Below are 17,806 nucleotides of genomic sequence, written 5' to 3' on the forward strand. Positions count from 1 at the left end.
CCCGCCTTCAGCCCTTCTTCGCCGGGGGCTGCCAGCCGGTGAGCACCGTGTCGAACTGCTGCCGGATCTTCGTCCACTCGTTCGCCGGGCCCGACATGTACACCGCGTACTCGGTGTTGTCCGGGCTGACGTACATCTGCTCGATGGCCCGGCGCGGACCGGCGTGCGGCGCCTTCTCCGTCCAGGAGAAGTCCCACAGGCCGGCGCGGGTGGTGTCGCGGAAGCTGTTCTGCCGCAGCGCCTCCCGCTTGTAGTCCATGCGCTCCTTGAGCTGCTTCTCCATGTCCTGGAGGTGCACGTACGGGTTGTCGTAGTCCGGGGTCGGGTCGATGGCGATCCGGATCAGGTGACGGCCGTTGTCGGGGGTGTAGTCGATCTGGTTGCCGTCCATCTGGCGCTTGTAGCCGGCCGGGACGAACAGCGTGAAGCCCGCCGGGTCCTCGACCTTCACGAAGCCGGCCGGTACGGCCACCTCCCCGGTCCCGGCCTTCGTGCCACCGCCGCCTCCACTGCCGCCGCCGACACCGTCGGCGCCCGCGGCCGCGTCGTCGGGGGCCGAGGCGGACCTGTCGGCGGAGCCGGCGTCCTTGACCCCCTCGCCCTTGCCGTCGAGGTACGTGAGCACCCCGAACACCCCGCCGCCGCCGAGCAGCGCCGCCACCAGCGCGACGCCCGCGGCCCGCTTGAGCCGCCCGGACGGACGCCCCTGCGGGACGGGCCGGGACTCCGCGAAGGCGGTCGTCGGAGCAGGCGCGGGGGCCGGGACGGGAACGACCGCGGGCACGGCGGGCGGTTCCGGCTGCGGGGCCTGGACGGGGGGCAGTTCCTCGGCGCCGACCACGCGCGTGGGGACGTACGCCTGCGCCGCCTTGGGCTCGCGGCCCTCCATCGCCTCGATGAGCATCCGCTCGGCCTCGGACGCCGAGGGCCGCTGCACCGGATCCTTGCGCAGCAGGGCGGTGATGACCGGACCCAGCGCACCGGACTGGCGCGGCACGGGCGGCTCGTCGTTGACCACGGCCTGGAGGCTGGAGATGGGCGACGTACGGCGGAACGGCGAGCGGGCCTCGACGGCCGTGTAGAGGGTGGCGCCCAGCGACCACAGGTCGGAGGAGGGGTCGGGGGCGCCGCCCGTCACCCGCTCGGGGGCCAGGTAGTCGATGGAGCCGACGAGTTCACCGGTCCGCGTGATCGACGAGTCGCCCTCGATCGCGGCGATCCCGAAGTCCGTGAGCAGCACCCGGCCGTCCTTGGCCAGCAGGACGTTGCCCGGCTTCACGTCCCGGTGCAGGACGCCGACCGCGTGCGCGGCGCGCAGCGCGCCCAGCACGTGCAGCCCGATCCTGGCCGCCTCGCGCGGCTCGATCCGGCCGGCGGCCTTGGCGGCCTCCGCGAGGGAAGGGCCGTCGATGTACTCCATGACGATCCAGGGCCGGTCGTCGTGCTCCAGCACGTCGTGGACGGTGACCACCGCCGGGTGCTGGATCCGGGCCGCGGCCCGGGCCTCCTTCTGGGTCCGGGCGTGCAGGACCTCCCGATCGGCCTGGGCCACGTACAGCCCCGCCGTCAGTTCCTTGACCGCCACGGTCCGGTGCAGCAGCTCATCGTGCGCGCGCCACACCTTGCCCATGCCACCGCTGCCGATGGGTTCCACGAGCCGGTACCGGCCCGCGAGCACCGCACCCGCGCCTGTCTGCTGTTCCACGAATTCCCGCCGCTCTGTGCACTCCGGGTCAGATTACGGAGCCCGCGGCCGCTGCCGGAAGCGGGCGGGGCCGGTCAGACAGCACTGTGACGCAATCGCCGTACTGATGGCCAGTCAGCCACCCGCCTGGTAACTCGCCGTGGCCTTCTCGAAGACGTCGGTGACCTTGTCCTCCTCGTCCTTCGGCCCGGTCACCAGGACGACGTGGTAGCTGCCGCCGAGGGCGACGACGAAATTGCGGGCGAGGACGGACCGGCCCGTGGAGTCGATCCAGGTGTAGCGGCCGGTGACGCGCAGCTGGCCGCCGACCGTGGTGCTCTTGACGTCGCCCGCCTCGGCCCAGGTCGAATTGCGGTACGGGGAGAGCTCCGGCTCCTTGTCCTGCTGGTACGCCTTGGGGTCCGGGTTGCCCTCGATCCGGTCCCGGCCGGGGACCACGGTGAGGGTGAACGCGCCCTGGGTGTAGCGGACCTGGCCGGCCTCGTTGATGCTGCGACGGGTCCAGCCCTGGGGAACGGCGACCGTGAAGTGCTCGGGGTCCCGCTCCAGGGTGTAGCCCTCCGGGGCGGAACCGGGCGGCGCGGAGGCGGGCTTGGACTGCGGGCCCGTGGAGGGGTTCGCGGACGACGGCCGCGGCGCGGGGCCGGTGCCCGGGGGCTTGCCGGCCGGGCCGGAGGCCGCCGGGCTCTGCGCGGCCGTGGGCTGCCGGCCCTGCTCGTCGGTACTGCCGCCGGAGCGCGGCATGAACAGCATCGCGTACGCCACGGCGGCGGCCAGCAGGGCCAGTACGCCGACCAGCAGGGTCCGGCCGAGGGAGCGCGGCCCCCGCGGGGCGGCGGGGTTGCGGTGGCGGCCGTGCAGGTCGCCGCGCCGGCGGACGACGGGCAGCCGGGCCGGATCCGGCTCCGGCGCCGGGAGCGCGGCGAAGTCCCCGTCGGGTTCCGGCGCGGAGCGCACGAGGGAGCGCAGCCAGCCGCGGAGCTCCTCGAAGTCGGGCCGCTCGGTGGGGTCCTGGCGCAGCAGGGACTCCACGACGGGGCGCAGCGGACCGCACTCCTCGGCGAAGGCGGGCGGCTCGGCGCAGACCATCTCCACGAGCTCGGCGACGCTGTCCTCGGGGTACGGGGCGTGCCCCTGGACGGCGCGGTACAGCAGCGCTCCGAGCGCCCACAGGTCGGTGGCCGGGCCGACGGGCGCGGCCAGCTGCCAGTGGCCGTGGACGGGCCCGGCCTGTTCGGGGGCCCAGCGCTCGGTGACGGGGCCGACGACGGCCATCCGGGTCTGCCGGGCCCGTTCGGCGTCGAGGCCGGTGCGCGGGCCGCCGCCGCCCCAGGCGCCGGCGCCGGGCGGTCCGGGCGGCCCGGGCGGCGGGACGGGGCGGGGGCGCTCGGGAACCACGGGTACGGGCGCGGTGGCAGCGGGGTCGGCCTGGTGGTACCCCTGCGGGAGGGCGAGCCGTGCGGGCAGCGCGGGCCGGTCGCCCTCCTGCCCCCACTCCGGCTCCGGCTCCGGGGCGGCCTGCGGCTCGGGCTCGGCCTCCGGCTCCGGCTCGGGGGCCCGCTGCGGCAGGGCTCGCGGCGCCCGGTCCGGCTCCGGCTCCGGCTCCGCCGGGCGGCGGGGGGCCGCACCGTGCCAGGGGGTGGCGGCGGCGCTGTCCGGGCCGCCGTACGGGTACGCGTACTCCTGCGGCAGGTTGGCCCCGGTCGGCGGCAGTTGCGGGACGACCACCGGCCCCCGCTCGCCGCGCTCGCGCGCCACCTGGGCGGCGCCGGCCCGGGTTCCGCTCCGGTAGGCGGCGATGATGCCCGCCCGGGCGGTGGCCTGCTGGTCGGCCCGGTCGGCCCGGTCGGCGGCGGCCGTGCGCTCCGCCGGGGGCCGCGCGGACTCCACGACGATGTGGTCGGAGTAGCGGGGCCCGGTGTCGTAACCCGGCGCCACGAGCGGCGCGTACACGGGCTCGTCGGCCGGGACCGCGGGGGGCAGCGGCGGGGGAACCGGAGCCGGGGGCGGCAGCGGCGACGGGGCCGGGGACACCGGGCGCGGGGTGCCCCAGCCCCTTTCGGGCTCCGGGCCCGGCTCGGCGTCCCCCTCGACGTCGGCGTCCGGCACCGGCACCGGGTCGTACCCGCACAGGGCCTCCTCGGCGGCGCCCGCCGCGAGCCCGGTCAGGACGACCCGTCCGTCCTCGCATATCAGCACGGTCCGGACGGTGATGTTGCGGTGCGTCCAGCCGTGCGCGTGCAGCACCCGCAGCGCGGTGAGCACGTCCGAGGCCACTTCCGCCGCCCGGTAGGGGCTCAGCGGTTCATCGGCGATGAGCGCGGCGAGCGGCCGGGCCGGGACGAGTTCGCTCACTATCCACAGCGCCTCGCCCTCCGCGAACACGTCGAAGACCTGGTCCAGGCGCGGGTGGTCGGGGACGGAGGCGGCGGCCTGCGCGGCGGCGATGGCCCGGCGCACCGCGGGGAGTTCCGCGGCCGCCGCGGCGTGCGTACGGGTCCCGTCGAGCAGCTCGGCGTCGACGACCTCGGGTAACGGGATCTGCCGTACGAGGACTTCCTGGCCGCTGCGCGTGTCGAAGGCGCGGGTCTCTATCAGCTCGTACGCGTCGGAGGGCGGCAACGGCAGGCGGTAGCGCTCGGCCAGGATCCGGCCCGCGTACTCCTCCACATCGCCTCCCCCGAGTGCGGTGGACCCCCATGTGGCCCCGCTGACACGATACGTCGCCCGGGGCACCCGCGTCCCGGGCTTGCGCGGGCCGTCAGCCCAACGGGCCGTCAGCCCAACGGGCCGTCAGCCCAACGACTGGAAGGTCTGGAACGCGGTGTCACGCAGCTGCGTGCACTCGGGGCCGTCCCACTGGTCGGCGGGGCAGCTGATCATGATGGCGTAGCCGTGCTTGGCGTCCATCCGGAAGCCCCGGTCGAGCACCCGGACCTTGACGCCCTTCTGCTCCCGCTCGAACTCCCAGTCTGCGACGGTCGGGTAGCCGCGGTACTCCACCGCCTCCAGGCGTACGAGGCGGTAGCCGTTGCTGCTGCCGGCGACGCCCGGGGCTATCTCCAGCCAGGCGGCGCGGGCGTCGGCGCCCGGGGAGGCGGTGTAGTCGACCTGGATCCGCGGGAAGCCCCCGTCGCGGCTGTATATCGCGCCGGAGTTGGTGCCCGCGGTGTCCGTCTGGTGGTAGCCCTCGGGCATCGCCATCGCGAAGTGGTACCGCAGATCGGTGACGGTGGCGTACCCGGCGGGGAGGGTGCCGGAGCCGCCCGGGCTGGCGCCCTGGCCCTGACTTCCCTGCCCCTGGCCCTGGTTCTGGCCCTGGCCCTGGCCGGGGTCGGTGCCCGGGGCGGCGCCCGACGGGCTGCCGCCGGGGGTCGCGGCCGGCGAGGAAGCCGGCGAGGCGGCCGGGGAGTTGGCGGGAGGGGCCGCGGGGGCCTGGCCGCCCGGGGTCCGGCCGTCGGACGCGGCGGGGGTGGGGCCGCCGCTGCCCTCGTTCTTGCGGTCGCCGCTGCCGTCGTCGCCGCGGACCAGGTACACGATCAGCGAGGCGATCACCGCGAGCACCACGACCACACCGGCTATGGCGAGCGCGATGGTCCGGCGGGACATCACGTCGGTGAGCGGGGCCGGTACCGGCGAGGGCCGCGAGGGCGCGGCCTCGGCGGCCGATGCGGCCTGGGCGGCGGCCGCCGCCTTGCGGGCCGACTTCAGCGCGGCGCGGGTGCGCTCGCGCTGCTCGCGCTCGCGCCGCTCGCGCTCCTTCTTCGCCGTCTTCTCGGCCGCCTTCTCGGCCTCGGCCTCGGCCTTGGTGAGCGATATCGGCCGGGTCTCCTCCACGGGCGGCACCGGCTCGGGAACGGGCACCACCACCGGCTCGGGGGCGTTGAGCACCGCCGTGAGCATGGCCCGGGCGCCGTCGTCGTCGAGCCGGCCGGCCGGGTCCTTGACGAGCAGACCGTAGATGACCTCGGTGAGCAGCGGACCGGCGTTCTTCGGCGGGTCCACGGGTTCGGTCATCACCGCGGTGAGGGTGGCGAGCGCGGACCCCTTGTCGTACGGGGGCGTGCCCTCGACGGCCGCGTACAGGAGCCCGCCGAGGGACCACATGTCGGCGGGCGGGCCGGGCTTCTGGCCGCGGGCGCGCTCGGGGGAGATGTACGAGGGGGCGCCGACGAGCATGCCGGTGGAGGTGATGGAGGGGTCCCCCTCGACCTGCGCGATGCCGAAGTCGGTGAGGACGACGCGGCCGCTGGAGGCGATGAGCACGTTGGACGGCTTCACGTCGCGGTGCAGGATCCCCTGGTGGTGGGCGGCCCGGAGCACGTCGAGGACGGCGAGTCCGACCTCGGCGGCGCGGTGCGGGGTCAGGGGGCCGTTCTCCCGGACGAACTCGGCGAGGGACGCGCCCTCGACGAGCTCCATGACGATCCAGGGGCGGCCGTCCTCGTCGACGACGTCGAAGACGGTGACGGCGCCCTCGCTGCGGATCCGCGCGATGGCCTTGGCCTCGCGGAGGGTGCGGGTGATGAGGCGGCGCTTCTCGTCCTCGTCGACGCCGGTGCTGAAGCGGAGCTCCTTGACGGCGACGGTCCGGCCGAGGACCTCGTCCTCGGCGCGCCAGACCGTGCCCATGCCGCCCTTGCCGAGCACGGCCCCGAGCCGGTACCGCCGCGCGAGCAACCGCCCCTGGTCCTGGCCGTCCCCGGCATCGGACTCCGCAGCCCCGACCTTGCCGCCCACGGACTTGGGCGCCTCAGGCTCCGCAGCCCCGGCCTTCGCCGGCGCGGGCTTCGCGTCCTCAGGCTCCGCAGCCCCGGACTCCCCGCCTACGAGGGGCTTCGGACCCTCTGACTTCGCAACCACAGGCTTCCCGCCCGCGGGCTTCGCGTCCTCGGATTCCGCAGCTGCGGGCTTCGCGAGCGTGGGCCTCCCGGCCCCGGCCTCGGGGGCCACAGGCTCCGCAGCCCCCGCCTTCGCGGCCTCGGGCTCCACCGCCCCGGGCTTCCCGGCCCCGGACGTGGAGGCCGCAGGCTCCCCAGCCCCGGCCTTCCCGGGCGCGGACTTCGCGGCCTCGGGCTTCGCGTCCTCAGGCTGCGCGGCCCCGGACGTGGAGGCCTCAGGCTCCGCGGCCCCGGCCTTCCCGGGCGCGGACTTCGAGGACACGGGCTTCGCGTTCTCAGGCTCCACCGCCCCGGGCTTCCCGGCCCCGGCAGCCTCAGGCTTCGCGAGCGTGGGCTTCACGGCCCCGGACTTGGGGACCGCAGGCTTCGCGGCCCGGGGCTCCGCGGCCCCGGCCTTCCCGGGCGCGGCCGCAGGCTTCGCGGCCCTGGCCTTCCCGGGCGCGGGCGCGGGCTTCGCCGGGGCGGCGGCGGCGGACGCGCCGTCAGCGGCGTTGTCCCGCCCACCGGAAGCACGCGCGGCAGACCCGGCCGACGGCTTCGACGAGCCGGTCCGCGCCTTCGGGACCCTCCCGGCCCCGGGGGCGGCGTCCTGCCCGGCCGCGGCCGCCGCGTCACCGTCCAGTTCCGCCGCCGGCGACCCGGCAGGCGATTCGGTGTGCTCCGGCTTCGACATGCGTCCCCTCTGCGTTCGTGCAGCGTGCCCCGGCTGCCCCGGCAGCCGCCGGGGGGCACGGTAACCCACCCCGGCAGAAACCTCATTGTTGCTCACTCCGCATCGGACGGGAGCCCCGGGTCCGACGGTTCCCCCGCCCGCGTCGCGGAGTTACAACGGAACGATGTCGGGCGCTCCCAGCCGCGCCGCGTCCGCAGTCTGGTCATCGGGCTGGCGCTGCGATTCGCGCTCCGCCTGCACCCGCTTCTCGTAGTGCTCGACTTCCTTCTCGATCTGCTCCTTGTCCCAGCCGAGCACCGGAGCCATCAATTCCGCGCACTCCCTGGCCGATCGGGTGCCCCGGTCGAAGGTCTCGATCGAGATCCGGGTCCGCCGCGTCAGCACGTCGTCCAGGTGCCGGGCCCCCTCGTGCGAGGCCGCGTAGACGACCTCGGCCCGCAGGTAGTCGTCCGCCCCGGTCAGCGGTTCGCCGAGCCCCGGGTCGGCCACGATCAGGTCGAGGAGTTCCTCCGTCAGGGAGCCGTAGCGGTTCAGGAGGTGCTCCACCCGCGCCACGTGCAGTCCGGTCCGCGCCGCCGTCCCGGCCCGGCCGTTCCACAGGGCCCGGTACCCCTCGGCCCCCACCAGCGGGACGTCCTCCGTCACGCACGGCGCCACCCGCTGGTCCAGTCCGTGCACCGCCTCGTCGACGGCGTCCTTCGCCATGACCCGGTACGTCGTGTACTTGCCGCCGGCCACCACCACGAGCCCCGGCACCGGATGGGCCACCGTGTGCTCGCGCGAGAGCTTGCTCGTCGCGTCCGACTCGCCCGCGAGCAGCGGCCGCAGCCCCGCGTAGACCCCCTGGACGTCGTCCCGGGTCAGCGGCACCGCCAGGACGGAGTTCACGTGCTCCAGCAGGTAGTCGATGTCGGCGCTCGACGCCGCCGGGTGGGCCTTGTCCAGGTCCCAGTCGGTGTCCGTGGTGCCGACGATCCAGTGCCGGCCCCACGGGATCACGAAGAGCACGGACTTCTCGGTGCGCAGGATCAGCCCGGTGCTGGAGTGGATGCGGTCCTTCGGTACGACCAGGTGGATGCCCTTCGACGCCCGGACGTGGAACTGTCCGCGCTCGCCGATCAGCGCCTGCGTGTCGTCCGTCCACACCCCGGTGGCGTTGACGACCTGCTTGGCGCGGATCTCGTACTCCCCGCCGCCCTCCACGTCCCGCACCCGCGCGCCGACCACCCGCTCGCCCTCGCGCAGGAAGCCGACCACCCGCGCCCGGTTGGCGCAGTGCGCCCCGTACGCCGCGGCGGTCCGCACCAGCGCGGCCACGTAGCGCGCGTCGTCCATCTGGGCGTCGTAGTACTGCAGGGCGCCCACCAGGGCGTCCTTGCGCAGGGCCGGGGCGATCCGCAGCGCCCTGCGGCGCGAGAGGTGCCGGTGGGTGGGCAGGCCCCGCCCGTGGCCGCTGGAGACCGACATCGCGTCGTAGAGGGCCACGCCCGAGCCCGCGTAGAGCCGCTCCCAGCCCTTGTGCTGGAGCGGGTACAGGAACGGGACGGGCTTGACCAGGTGCGGGGCGAGCCGCTCCAGCAGCAGCCCGCGCTCCTTCAGGGCCTCCCGGACGAGGGCGAAGTCGAGCATCTCCAGGTACCGGAGCCCGCCGTGGATCAGCTTGCTCGACCGGCTCGACGTGCCGGATGCCCAGTCCCGGGCCTCCACCAGCCCCGTCGCGAGGCCTCGGGTCACGGCGTCGAGCGCGGTGCCGGCTCCGACCACTCCCGCGCCGACGACCAGCACGTCCAGCTCGCGCTCGGCCATCGCGGCGAGCGCCTCCGCGCGCTGCACCGGTCCCAGTGTCGCTGTCCTCACGGCTGCCTCCCGTTGGTGCGGGCCGAACCCGCTCGATGCGGGTGATCCCGCTCACATCTCCCGTTTCACGATTCTGACCGGCCGCGCGGACTTCAGCCACCGCCTGTGGACAACACAACGGTAGCCACCGCCACACAATGCGGCATATCTGTCATATATACGCCTAGTGTGACATTGCGCCTGCTCCCGGCGGCGTGCGGGCCCCTCAGGCCCCCCTGCCCCGGGAACGCGTGCGCACCGCCCCCTCATGCCAGGGAAGGGAAGGGACGGCCCCCCATGCCCGCAGATCTCGCCGTCATCGGACTCGGCCACCTCGGCCTCCCCCTCGCCCAGGCGGCCGTCGCCGCCGGAATCGAGACCGTCGGCTACGACAGCGGCCCCACCACGGACAGCACCCTCACCGCCGCCGAGATCCGCCGCATGTCGGCGGCCGGCTTCCGGGTGACCACCAACCCCGCCGAGCTCGGCCGGGTCCGCACCGCCGTCATCTGCGCCCCCACCCAGCTGGGCGCCGACCGCGCGATCGACCTGAGCGCCGTCGGCGAGGCGGGCCGCGCGCTCGCCGCCCGGCTGCGCCCGCACACCACCGTGATCCTGGAATCCGCCGTCCACCCCGGCGTCACCGAGGACTACCTGCGCCCCATCCTGGAGAGCGGCTCCGGACTGCGCGCCGGGCGGGACTTCCACCTGGCCTACTCCCCCAGCCGGCACGACCCGGGCAACCGCACCCACGGCATCGCGAACACGCCCAAGGTCATCGGCGGCCTCACCCCCGCCTGCACCGAGTCCGCGCACGCCTTCTACGCCCGCCTCACCGAGAAGGTGGTGCGCGCCCGCGGCCTGCGCGAGGCCGAGACGGTCCAGCTCCTGGAGACCAACTACCGGCACGTGAACATCGCCCTCATGAACGAGATGGCGGTCCTCTGCCACGACCTGGGCGTCGACCTGTGGGACGTCGTCCGGTGCGCCGAGACCAAGCCGTACGGGTTCCAGGCCTTCCGCCCCGGCCCGGGCGTGGGCGGACACGGTGTCCCCCTGGACCCCAACTACCTCCCCCACACCACCCGAACCCCCGGCCACCCGCTGCGCATGGTCGGCCTGGCGCAGGAGATCAACGACCGGATGCCCCAGTACGTCATCCAGCGCTCCGCCGCCCTGCTGAACGAGCACGGGAAGTCCGCCCGGGGCGCGCGGGTGCTGCTCCTGGGGGTCACGTACAAGCAGGACCTCGCCGACCAGGAGGGCTCCCCGGCGCGCGAGATCGCCAGCCGGCTCCTCGACCTCGGCGCCGTGATCAGCTACCACGACCCGTACATCGCGGGCTGGCGGGTGCGCGACCAGCCCGTGCCGCGCGCGGACTCGCTCTACGAGGCGGCCGCCAACGCCGACCTGACGATCCTGCTCCAGCACCACCGCACCTACGACCTGCAGGGCCTCGCCGTGAAGGCGCAGCTGCTCCTCGACACCCGGGGCGCGAGCCCCGCCGGGGCGGCCCACCGCCTCTGACCGGGCCCGGGACCCGCGCCCCGCTCCCCCGCGGGTCACGGCCGGGTCCCGGTCCGGTCACGGCCTGGACCGCCCCGCCCGTACGCCCGAAATCCCCCCGCCGGATGTCGGTACCCCCTGCTAGCCTGCGGCGTCACTTATCTCGCACTTACGCTCGATCAGCGGAGCTGCGTCCTGATCCCTGGGGGGGATTCCCGATGAGCCAGAACTTCCAGCCGCCCGCGCCCTCGTCCTACACCGAGGTGCCCGCGCCGGCTCCCGCACCGTCCGGCAACCTCGGCCTCGGCGTCCTCGCCGCCGTCGTGGCGGCGGTCGTCGCCGCCGGCGTCTACGGCGGGATCATCGGCGGCACCAAGCACGAGATCGGCTACGCCGCCATCGGCGTCGGCGCCCTCGTCGGCTTCGCCGCCGGCAAGATCGGCGGCCGCAACCCCGCCCTGTCCGCCGTCGCCGCGCTGCTCTCGCTGGCCGCGATCTTCGCCGGGCAGCTGTTCGGCATCGTCCTGATCGCCGCGGACGAGCTCCAGGTCGGCGCCTTCGACATCCTCGGCGAGGGCTTCTCGCCGATCATGGAGGTCTGGAAGGCCGACGCGGACCTGCTGACCTACGTCTTCCTCGGCATCGGCGGCTACGCCTCGTTCCAGATCTCCCGCAAGGTCGCCAACTGAGGCCGCGCCCGCCCACCCGGCTCCACGCCTGAGGGCCGGCACCCCCCAACGGGGTGCCGGCCCTCAGGTCCGTCTCGGGACGCGTCAGCGGCGGTGCTGCGAGTCCGCGACCGTGACCTCGACCCGCTGGAACTCCTTGAGCTCGCTGTAGCCGGTGGTCGCCATCGAGCGGCGCAGCGCGCCGAAGATGTTCATCGATCCGTCCGGGCTGTGCGACGGACCGGTGAGGATCTCCTCGGTGGTGCCGACCGTACCGAGGTCGACCTTCTTGCCGCGCGGCACGTCCTCGTGGACGGCCTCCATGCCCCAGTGGTTGCCCTTGCCGGGCGCATCGGTGGCACGGGCCAGCGGGGAGCCCATCATCACGGCGTCGGCGCCGCAGGCGACCGCCTTCGGGATGTCGCCGGACCAGCCCACGCCGCCGTCGGCGATGACGTGCACGTAGCGGCCGCCGGACTCGTCCATGTAGTCGCGGCGGGCCGCGGCCACGTCCGCGACGGCGGTGGCCATCGGGACCTGGATGCCGAGCACGTTGCGGGTGGTGTGCGCGGCGCCGCCGCCGAAGCCGACCAGCACGCCCGCCGCGCCGGTGCGCATCAGGTGCAGGGCCGCCGTGTAGGTGGCGCAGCCGCCCACGATGACGGGAACGTCGAGCTCGTAAATGAACTGCTTGAGGTTCAGCGGCTCGGCGGCGCCGGAGACGTGCTCCGCCGAGACGGTGGTGCCGCGGATGACGAAGATGTCCACGCCCGCGTCCACGACGGCCTTGGAGAACTCGGCCGTGCGCTGCGGGGAGAGCGCGGCGGCGGTGACGACACCGGAGTCGCGCACCTCCTTGATGCGCTGCCGGATCAGGTCCGCCTGGATCGGGGCGGCGTAGATCTCCTGGAGACGGCGGGTCGCGGACTCCTCGTCCAGCTCCGCGATCTCGTCGAGGAGCGGCTGCGGGTCCTCGTAGCGGGTCCACAGGCCTTCGAGGTTCAGCACGCCGAGGCCGCCGAGCTCGCCGATGCGGATCGCGGTCTGCGGGGAGACCACCGAGTCCATGGGGGCGGCCAGGAAGGGGAGCTCGAAGCGGTACGCGTCGATCTGCCAGGCGATCGAGACCTCCTTCGGGTCCCGCGTGCGCCGGCTCGGGACGATGGCGATGTCGTCGAAGGCGTACGCCCGGCGGCCGCGCTTGCCGCGCCCGATCTCGATCTCAGTCACGTGTGGTGGCCTTTCCTGTGGGTCTGCCCGTCCAGTATCCCCGACGGGCGGGGCCGCGCGTCGCGGTGACCGCTGTACGGACGCACCCGGCGCGCCCGCCGCCGCCGCGGACGGCCGCGCACACGGCGGAGGGGCGGACCCGGCGCCTGCCGCCGGATCCGCCCCTCACCTCGCGCGCTTCAGCCCTTGCGGCTGTAGTTCGGCGCCTCGACCGTCATCTGGATGTCGTGCGGGTGGCTCTCCTTGAGGCCCGCCGAGGTGATCCGGACGAAGCGGCCCCGGTCCTGCAGCTCGGGGACCGTACGGCCGCCGACGTAGAACATCGACTGGCGCAGGCCGCCGACGAGCTGGTGCACGACCGCGGACAGCGGACCGCGGTAGGGCACCTGGCCCTCGATGCCCTCGGGGATGAGCTTGTCGTCGCCGCCCACGCCCTCCTGGAAGTACCGGTCCTTGGAGAAGGACTTGCGGTCGCCGCGGGTCTGCATCGCGCCGAGCGAGCCCATGCCGCGGTACGACTTGAACTGCTTGCCGTTGATGAAGAGCAGCTCGCCCGGGGACTCCTCGCAGCCCGCGAGCAGCGAGCCGAGCATCACCGTGTCGGCGCCCGCGACCAGGGCCTTCGCGATGTCGCCGGAGTACTGCAGGCCGCCGTCACCGATGACGGGGACGCCCGCGGCCTTGGCGGCCAGCGAGGCCTCGTAGATCGCGGTGACCTGCGGGACGCCGATGCCGGCGACGACGCGGGTGGTGCAGATGGAGCCGGGGCCGACGCCGACCTTGATGCCGTCGCAGCCGGCGTCGATGAGCGCCTGGGCGCCGTCGCGGGTGGCGATGTTGCCGCCGATGACGTCGACCGAGGAGTTCGACTTGATCTTGGCGACCATGTCGCCGACCAGCCGGGAGTGGCCGTGGGCGGTGTCGACGACGATGAAGTCGGCGCCCGCCTCGATCAGGGCCTGGGCGCGCTCGTACGCGTCACCGGCGACGCCGACGGCCGCGCCGACGAGCAGGCGGCCGTCCTTGTCCTTGGCGGCGTTCGGGTACTTCTCGGCCTTGACGAAGTCCTTGACGGTGATGAGGCCCTTGAGGAGGCCCGCCTCGTCGACCAGCGGAAGCTTCTCGATCTTGTGGCGGCGCAGCAGCTCCATGGCGTCCACGCCGGAGATCCCGACCTTGCCCGTCACCAGCGGCATCGGGGTCATGACCTCGCGCACCTGGCGGCTGCGGTCCGACTCGAAGGCCATGTCGCGGTTGGTGACGATGCCGAGCAGCTTGCCCGCCGGGTCGGTGACCGGGACGCCCGAGATGCGGAACTTCGCGCACAGCTCGTCGGCCTCGCGCAGCGTCGCGTCCGGGTGCACCGTGATCGGGTCGGTGACCATGCCGGACTCGGAGCGCTTGACCAGGTCGACCTGGTTGGCCTGGTCGGCGATGGAGAGGTTGCGGTGCAGCACGCCGACGCCGCCCTGGCGGGCCATCGCGATGGCCATGCGGGACTCGGTGACCTTGTCCATCGCGGCGGACAGCAGCGGGACGTTCACGCGGACGTTGCGCGAGATGAGGGAGGAGGTGTCGATCGCGTCAGGCGACATGTCCGACGCGCCCGGCAGCAGCAGCACGTCGTCGTAGGTCAGTCCGAGCGTGGCGAATTTGTCGGGTACTCCGGTCGAACCGCTGTCGGTCATGACACCTTCCCAAATGGTCTTGCTCAGCGCGGATGTCCATGCTAACGGGATCCCGACGCGTCTCATTCCACGACCAAGGTCAAGCAGAAGTTTCGTCGTTTCCTACGAGGATTCCGCCGTTCGGCGGCACCCTCGAAGGCCCCGGACGTCCCGGCGGCCCCCCGCGGCGGGCCTACTGTTCCGCGAGCGCCCGCAGCCGGCTCAGCGCCCGGTGCTGCGCGACCCGCACCGCCCCCGGGGACATGCCGAGCATCTGCCCGGTCTCCTCGGCGGTCAGCCCGACGGCCACCCGCAGCACGAGCAGCTCGCGCTGGTTCTCCGGCAGGTTGGCCAGCAGCTTCTTGGCCCAGGCGGCGTCACTGCTGAGCAGGGCCCGCTCCTCGGGGCCCAGCGAGTCGTCCGGCCGCTCCGGCATCTCGTCGGAGGGGACGGCCGTGCTCCCCGGATGCCGCATGGCGGCCCGCTGGAGGTCGGCGACCTTGTGTGCGGCGATGGCGAAGACGAACGCCTCGAAGGGGCGCCCGGTGTCCCGGTAGCGGGGAAGCGCCATCAGGACGGCGACGCAGACCTCCTGCGCCAGGTCCTCCACGAAGTGACGAGCGTCACCCGGGAGTCGCGACAGCCGGGTCCGGCAGTAGCGGATCGCGAGGGGGTGCACGAAGGCCAGCAGATCGTGCGTGGCCTGCTCGTCGCCCTCGACCGCACGGCGTACGAGCGCGCTGACGGCCCCGGCGTTGCCGCCTTTGGCGGCGCCGGTGGGGCCTGTGGCCGCGGGTGACCCCAGGGCCTCGTCGTCGCGCATCAATCCATGGTGCCTTGGCGCCGGAGCATTCGCGCCGCCGTGGCCCGTGTTGTGCATCGAAGCGTTATGAGCGGGTGCGCCGGAACTCATCATGTGCGCCCTCCCCTCCGCTCGGCCCGAATCGTCGTCCCCGGGGACCCGGGGACTCGACCTCTCCAAGAATGCGGCACACCACCAAGGATGCGGCATCGCGCCCGAAGCGACACGTCCCCCGGATTGTGCCCCGCCAATCCCCGGCGGGTCACCGGATACGACAGGACGTTCGACGGCGGCCCGGGGAACTGCCGCCCCGCCCGCCAGAGGCGGACGGGAGCGTTCCGGACGGCCGCCCGACGGCCGCGGCGAATCAGCGGACGAGGCCCCAGCGGAAGCCGAGCGCCACGGCGTGCGCGCGGTCCGAGGCGCCGAGCTTCTTGAAGAGCCTGCGCGCGTGGGTCTTGACCGTGTCCTCGGAGAGGAAGAGCTCGCGCCCGATCTCCGCGTTGGAACGGCCGTGGCTCATGCCCTCCAGCACCTGGATCTCGCGCGCGGTGAGCGTGGGCGCGGCGCCCATCTCGGCCGAGCGGAGCCGGCGCGGGGCCAGTCGCCACGTCGGGTCGGCGAGCGCCTGGGTGACCGTGGCCCGCAGCTCGGCGCGCGAGGCGTCCTTGTGCAGATAGCCGCGGGCACCGGCGGCGACCGCGAGGGCCACCCCGTCCAGGTCCTCGGCGACCGTCAGCATGATGATGCGGGCGCCGGGATCGGCGGACAGGAGCCGGCGGACCGTCTCGACACCGCCCAGCCCCGGCATCCGTACATCCATCAGAATCAGGTCGGAGCGGTCGGCACCCCAGCGGCGGAGGACTTCCTCGCCGTTGGCAGCCGTCGTCACACGCTCGACGCCGGGCACGGTGGCAACCGCGCGACGGAGCGCCTCTCGGGCAAGCGGGGAGTCGTCGCAGACGAGGACGGATGTCATGACCGCCCTCCGCAGCTGCTGATGCGCGTCACCTTGAGCCTCCAGGCTGGTACGTATCGTCACCTGTGCGGTCGATGCCCTCGGACACCTGTCCGGGAACTTCTCGGTTCAACCGCACTCGCTCTCTCAACGATGGTCACTCGAAAGAGTTACGGGTCGGACGGACACCTTCGGCACTCTACGTGAGGAAGCGATCACGACACGGGAGGCTCAAGCCATCTGTCCTCCATCTGGAGCTATGCCCTATTTGGCGGCTTTTCTTCCGTTTGGCATGTGTCTGAGGCTAGATTCCCAATGAGTCATATTTACATCTACTACGACAGTAGGTGTGGAGACATGGACCGTATCCGCCTCAGTACCGGCACAAGAGGGACTACCCATGGCAGATTTCTCCCGCCTCCCCGGACCGAACGCCGACCTGTGGGACTGGCAGCTGCTGGCTGCCTGCCGCGGGGTCGACAGCTCCCTGTTCTTCCACCCGGAAGGCGAGCGGGGCGCGGCCAGGAGTGCGCGCGAGACCTCGGCTAAAGAGGTCTGCATGAGATGCCCGGTGCGCTCGGAATGCGCCGCGCACGCACTCGCCGTCCGCGAGCCCTACGGGGTGTGGGGCGGCCTCACCGAAGACGAACGCGAGGAGCTGATGGGCCGCGCCCGGCACCGCCTGATCCCCGCCTCGACCACGATCGGCCCCATCGCCCCGCACTGACCGGCTGCCGCCCGACCAACCGAAGGAACGTTTCCTCAACACGGCACACAGCACCGCCACGCCGCGCGTCCGGCCGCACCGCCTCCCCCGGACACCACCGGGCGGAGGGGGCCGCGGTCGGCGCGCGGCGGCCCGCTCAGCGCGCGGCGGCCCGCGCCAGTTCGCCCAGGGTCGCCGCCACCGCCGGCACGCGGGCCAGGTCGGGCAGCGTCAGCGCCACGATCTCCCGCTCCACGGCGGGCTCCACGGCGAGGGTGCTCACGCCCTTGGCCCGTACGGACTCCACCGCCAGCTCCGGCAGCACCGCGACCCCGAGGCCGGCCCCGACCAGGCCGACCACGGCGGGGTAGTCGTCGGTGGCGAAGTCGATGCGCGGGGTGAATCCCACGCCCTCGCAGACCTCCACCAGGTGGCGGCGGCAGCGCGGGCAGCCCGCGATCCAGGGCTCCCCGGCCAGCTCCGCCATGCCGACCCGCTCGGCGCCCGCCAGCCGGTGGCCCTCGGGAACCAGTCCGACGAGCCGGTCGGTCAGCAGCGGGGTGACCACCAGGTCCTCCCATTCGGCGGCCGTCCCGCGCTCCCCGCCGCCGTCGCCCCCGTAGCGGAAGGCCAGCGCCAGGTCGCAGTCGCCCTCGCGGAGCATCTCGACGGACCGCGGCGGCTCCGCCTCGACCAGCGAGATCCGGGTGCCCGGATGCGCGGCGCGCATCGCCGCGAGCGCGGTGGGAACCAGGGTCGAGCTACCGCTCGGGAAGGAGACGAGCCGCACCCGCCCGGCGCGCAGCCCGGCGATGGCCGCGACCTCCTCCTCGGCGGCCGTCAGCCCGGCCAGGATCCCGGCGGCGTGCCGCACCAGCGCCTCGCCGGCCTGGGTCAGCCGCATCTCGCGGCCCGTACGGATCAGCAGCGGGGTGCCGGCCGACTGTTCGAGCGCCTTCATCTGCTGGGAGACGGCGGGCTGGGTGCAGCCGAGTTCACGGGCGGCGGCGGAGAAGGACCCGGTCCCGGCGACAGCGCGCAGGACGCGGAGATGGCGTGCCTCAATCACCCTTCGAGCATAAGCCAGTCTTTGATCCCGGCGCCAATGTCCCGCCACCTCTTTGAGCAGACCCTCCCGACGGCGTCCGTACCCG

At 73.8% G+C, this 17,806-nt stretch carries 12 protein-coding genes; 3 read left to right on the forward strand and 9 right to left on the reverse strand.

Features of this window, described 5'->3' with window-relative positions; translation table 11 throughout:
* Positions 1–7 precede the first annotated feature (7 nt).
* The 4 genes from ACGFXC_RS12280 to ACGFXC_RS12295 all read right to left on the reverse strand — a co-directional run bounded on the left by ACGFXC_RS12280 (position 8) and on the right by ACGFXC_RS12295 (position 9,136).
* Positions 8–1,705 (reverse strand): serine/threonine-protein kinase, encoded by a 1,698-nt coding sequence (locus ACGFXC_RS12280; RefSeq protein ID WP_393712025.1) that lies wholly within the window; start codon positions 1,703–1,705, stop codon positions 8–10.
* Between the two features lie 114 nt (positions 1,706–1,819).
* A complete protein-coding gene (locus tag ACGFXC_RS12285; RefSeq protein WP_393712027.1) occupies positions 1,820–4,375 on the reverse strand; it encodes a protein kinase in 2,556 nt (851 codons plus the stop codon).
* 123 nt (positions 4,376–4,498) lie between these two features.
* Positions 4,499–6,445 (reverse strand): serine/threonine-protein kinase, encoded by a 1,947-nt coding sequence (locus ACGFXC_RS12290; protein ID WP_393712028.1) that lies wholly within the window; start codon positions 6,443–6,445, stop codon positions 4,499–4,501.
* Between the two features lie 984 nt (positions 6,446–7,429).
* The gene (locus ACGFXC_RS12295) at positions 7,430–9,136 is read right to left on the reverse strand and encodes a glycerol-3-phosphate dehydrogenase/oxidase (RefSeq protein WP_393712029.1); all 1,707 of its coding nucleotides are present in this window, start codon (positions 9,134–9,136) and stop codon (positions 7,430–7,432) included.
* A gap of 276 nt (positions 9,137–9,412) precedes the next feature.
* Here ACGFXC_RS12295 and ACGFXC_RS12300 point away from each other — a divergent pair, with 276 nt between their 5' ends.
* The gene (locus ACGFXC_RS12300) at positions 9,413–10,642 is read left to right on the forward strand and encodes a nucleotide sugar dehydrogenase (RefSeq protein WP_393712030.1); all 1,230 of its coding nucleotides are present in this window, start codon (positions 9,413–9,415) and stop codon (positions 10,640–10,642) included.
* 197 nt (positions 10,643–10,839) lie between these two features.
* On the forward strand, positions 10,840–11,310 hold the full coding sequence (locus tag ACGFXC_RS12305) for a hypothetical protein (protein ID WP_393712031.1): 471 nt from the start codon (positions 10,840–10,842) through the stop codon (positions 11,308–11,310).
* An 84-nt stretch (positions 11,311–11,394) separates the two neighbouring features.
* Here ACGFXC_RS12305 and ACGFXC_RS12310 read toward each other — a convergent pair whose 3' ends face one another.
* The 4 genes from ACGFXC_RS12310 to ACGFXC_RS12325 all read right to left on the reverse strand — a co-directional run bounded on the left by ACGFXC_RS12310 (position 11,395) and on the right by ACGFXC_RS12325 (position 15,967).
* Positions 11,395–12,519 (reverse strand): GuaB3 family IMP dehydrogenase-related protein, encoded by a 1,125-nt coding sequence (locus ACGFXC_RS12310; RefSeq protein WP_393712033.1) that lies wholly within the window; start codon positions 12,517–12,519, stop codon positions 11,395–11,397.
* 179 nt (positions 12,520–12,698) lie between these two features.
* A complete protein-coding gene (gene guaB, locus ACGFXC_RS12315; protein ID WP_393712035.1) occupies positions 12,699–14,207 on the reverse strand; it encodes an IMP dehydrogenase in 1,509 nt (502 codons plus the stop codon).
* Between the two features lie 172 nt (positions 14,208–14,379).
* Positions 14,380–15,009 (reverse strand): sigma-70 family RNA polymerase sigma factor, encoded by a 630-nt coding sequence (locus ACGFXC_RS12320; RefSeq protein ID WP_393712037.1) that lies wholly within the window; start codon positions 15,007–15,009, stop codon positions 14,380–14,382.
* Positions 15,010–15,355: 346 nt separating this feature from the next.
* Positions 15,356–15,967 carry a response regulator transcription factor gene (locus ACGFXC_RS12325; RefSeq protein ID WP_003948568.1) on the reverse strand — a complete coding sequence of 204 codons (612 nt, stop codon included), beginning with the start codon at positions 15,965–15,967 and terminating at the stop codon, positions 15,356–15,358.
* A 379-nt stretch (positions 15,968–16,346) separates the two neighbouring features.
* Between ACGFXC_RS12325 and ACGFXC_RS12330 the strand changes: the two genes are divergently transcribed.
* Entirely contained in the window at positions 16,347–16,673 is a 327-nt protein-coding gene (locus ACGFXC_RS12330; RefSeq protein WP_393712038.1) for a WhiB family transcriptional regulator, read from the forward strand.
* Between the two features lie 136 nt (positions 16,674–16,809).
* Here the strand turns inward: ACGFXC_RS12330 and ACGFXC_RS12335 are convergent, their stop codons facing one another.
* Positions 16,810–17,721, reverse strand: a complete 912-nt coding sequence (locus ACGFXC_RS12335) for a LysR family transcriptional regulator (RefSeq protein ID WP_393712040.1) — start codon at positions 17,719–17,721, stop codon at positions 16,810–16,812.
* Between the last annotated feature and the right edge of the window lie 85 nt (positions 17,722–17,806).

Source organism: Streptomyces sp. NPDC048507 (assembly GCF_043199995.1).
Classification (GTDB): Bacteria; Actinomycetota; Actinomycetes; order Streptomycetales; family Streptomycetaceae; genus Streptomyces.

What these genes read in the sequence shown, in the direction of transcription:
- ACGFXC_RS12300 (WP_393712030.1), top strand. Translation starts at nt 9,413, where the DNA reads ATGCCCGCAGATCTCGCCGTCATCGGACTCGGCCACCTCGGCCTCCCC.
- ACGFXC_RS12325 (WP_003948568.1), bottom strand. Translation starts at nt 15,967, where the DNA reads ATGACATCCGTCCTCGTCTGCGACGACTCCCCGCTTGCCCGAGAGGCG.
- ACGFXC_RS12320 (WP_393712037.1), bottom strand. Translation starts at nt 15,009, where the DNA reads ATGCGCGACGACGAGGCCCTGGGGTCACCCGCGGCCACAGGCCCCACC.
- guaB (WP_393712035.1), bottom strand. Translation starts at nt 14,207, where the DNA reads ATGACCGACAGCGGTTCGACCGGAGTACCCGACAAATTCGCCACGCTC.
- ACGFXC_RS12330 (WP_393712038.1), top strand. Translation starts at nt 16,347, where the DNA reads ATGGCAGATTTCTCCCGCCTCCCCGGACCGAACGCCGACCTGTGGGAC.
- ACGFXC_RS12305 (WP_393712031.1), top strand. Translation starts at nt 10,840, where the DNA reads ATGAGCCAGAACTTCCAGCCGCCCGCGCCCTCGTCCTACACCGAGGTG.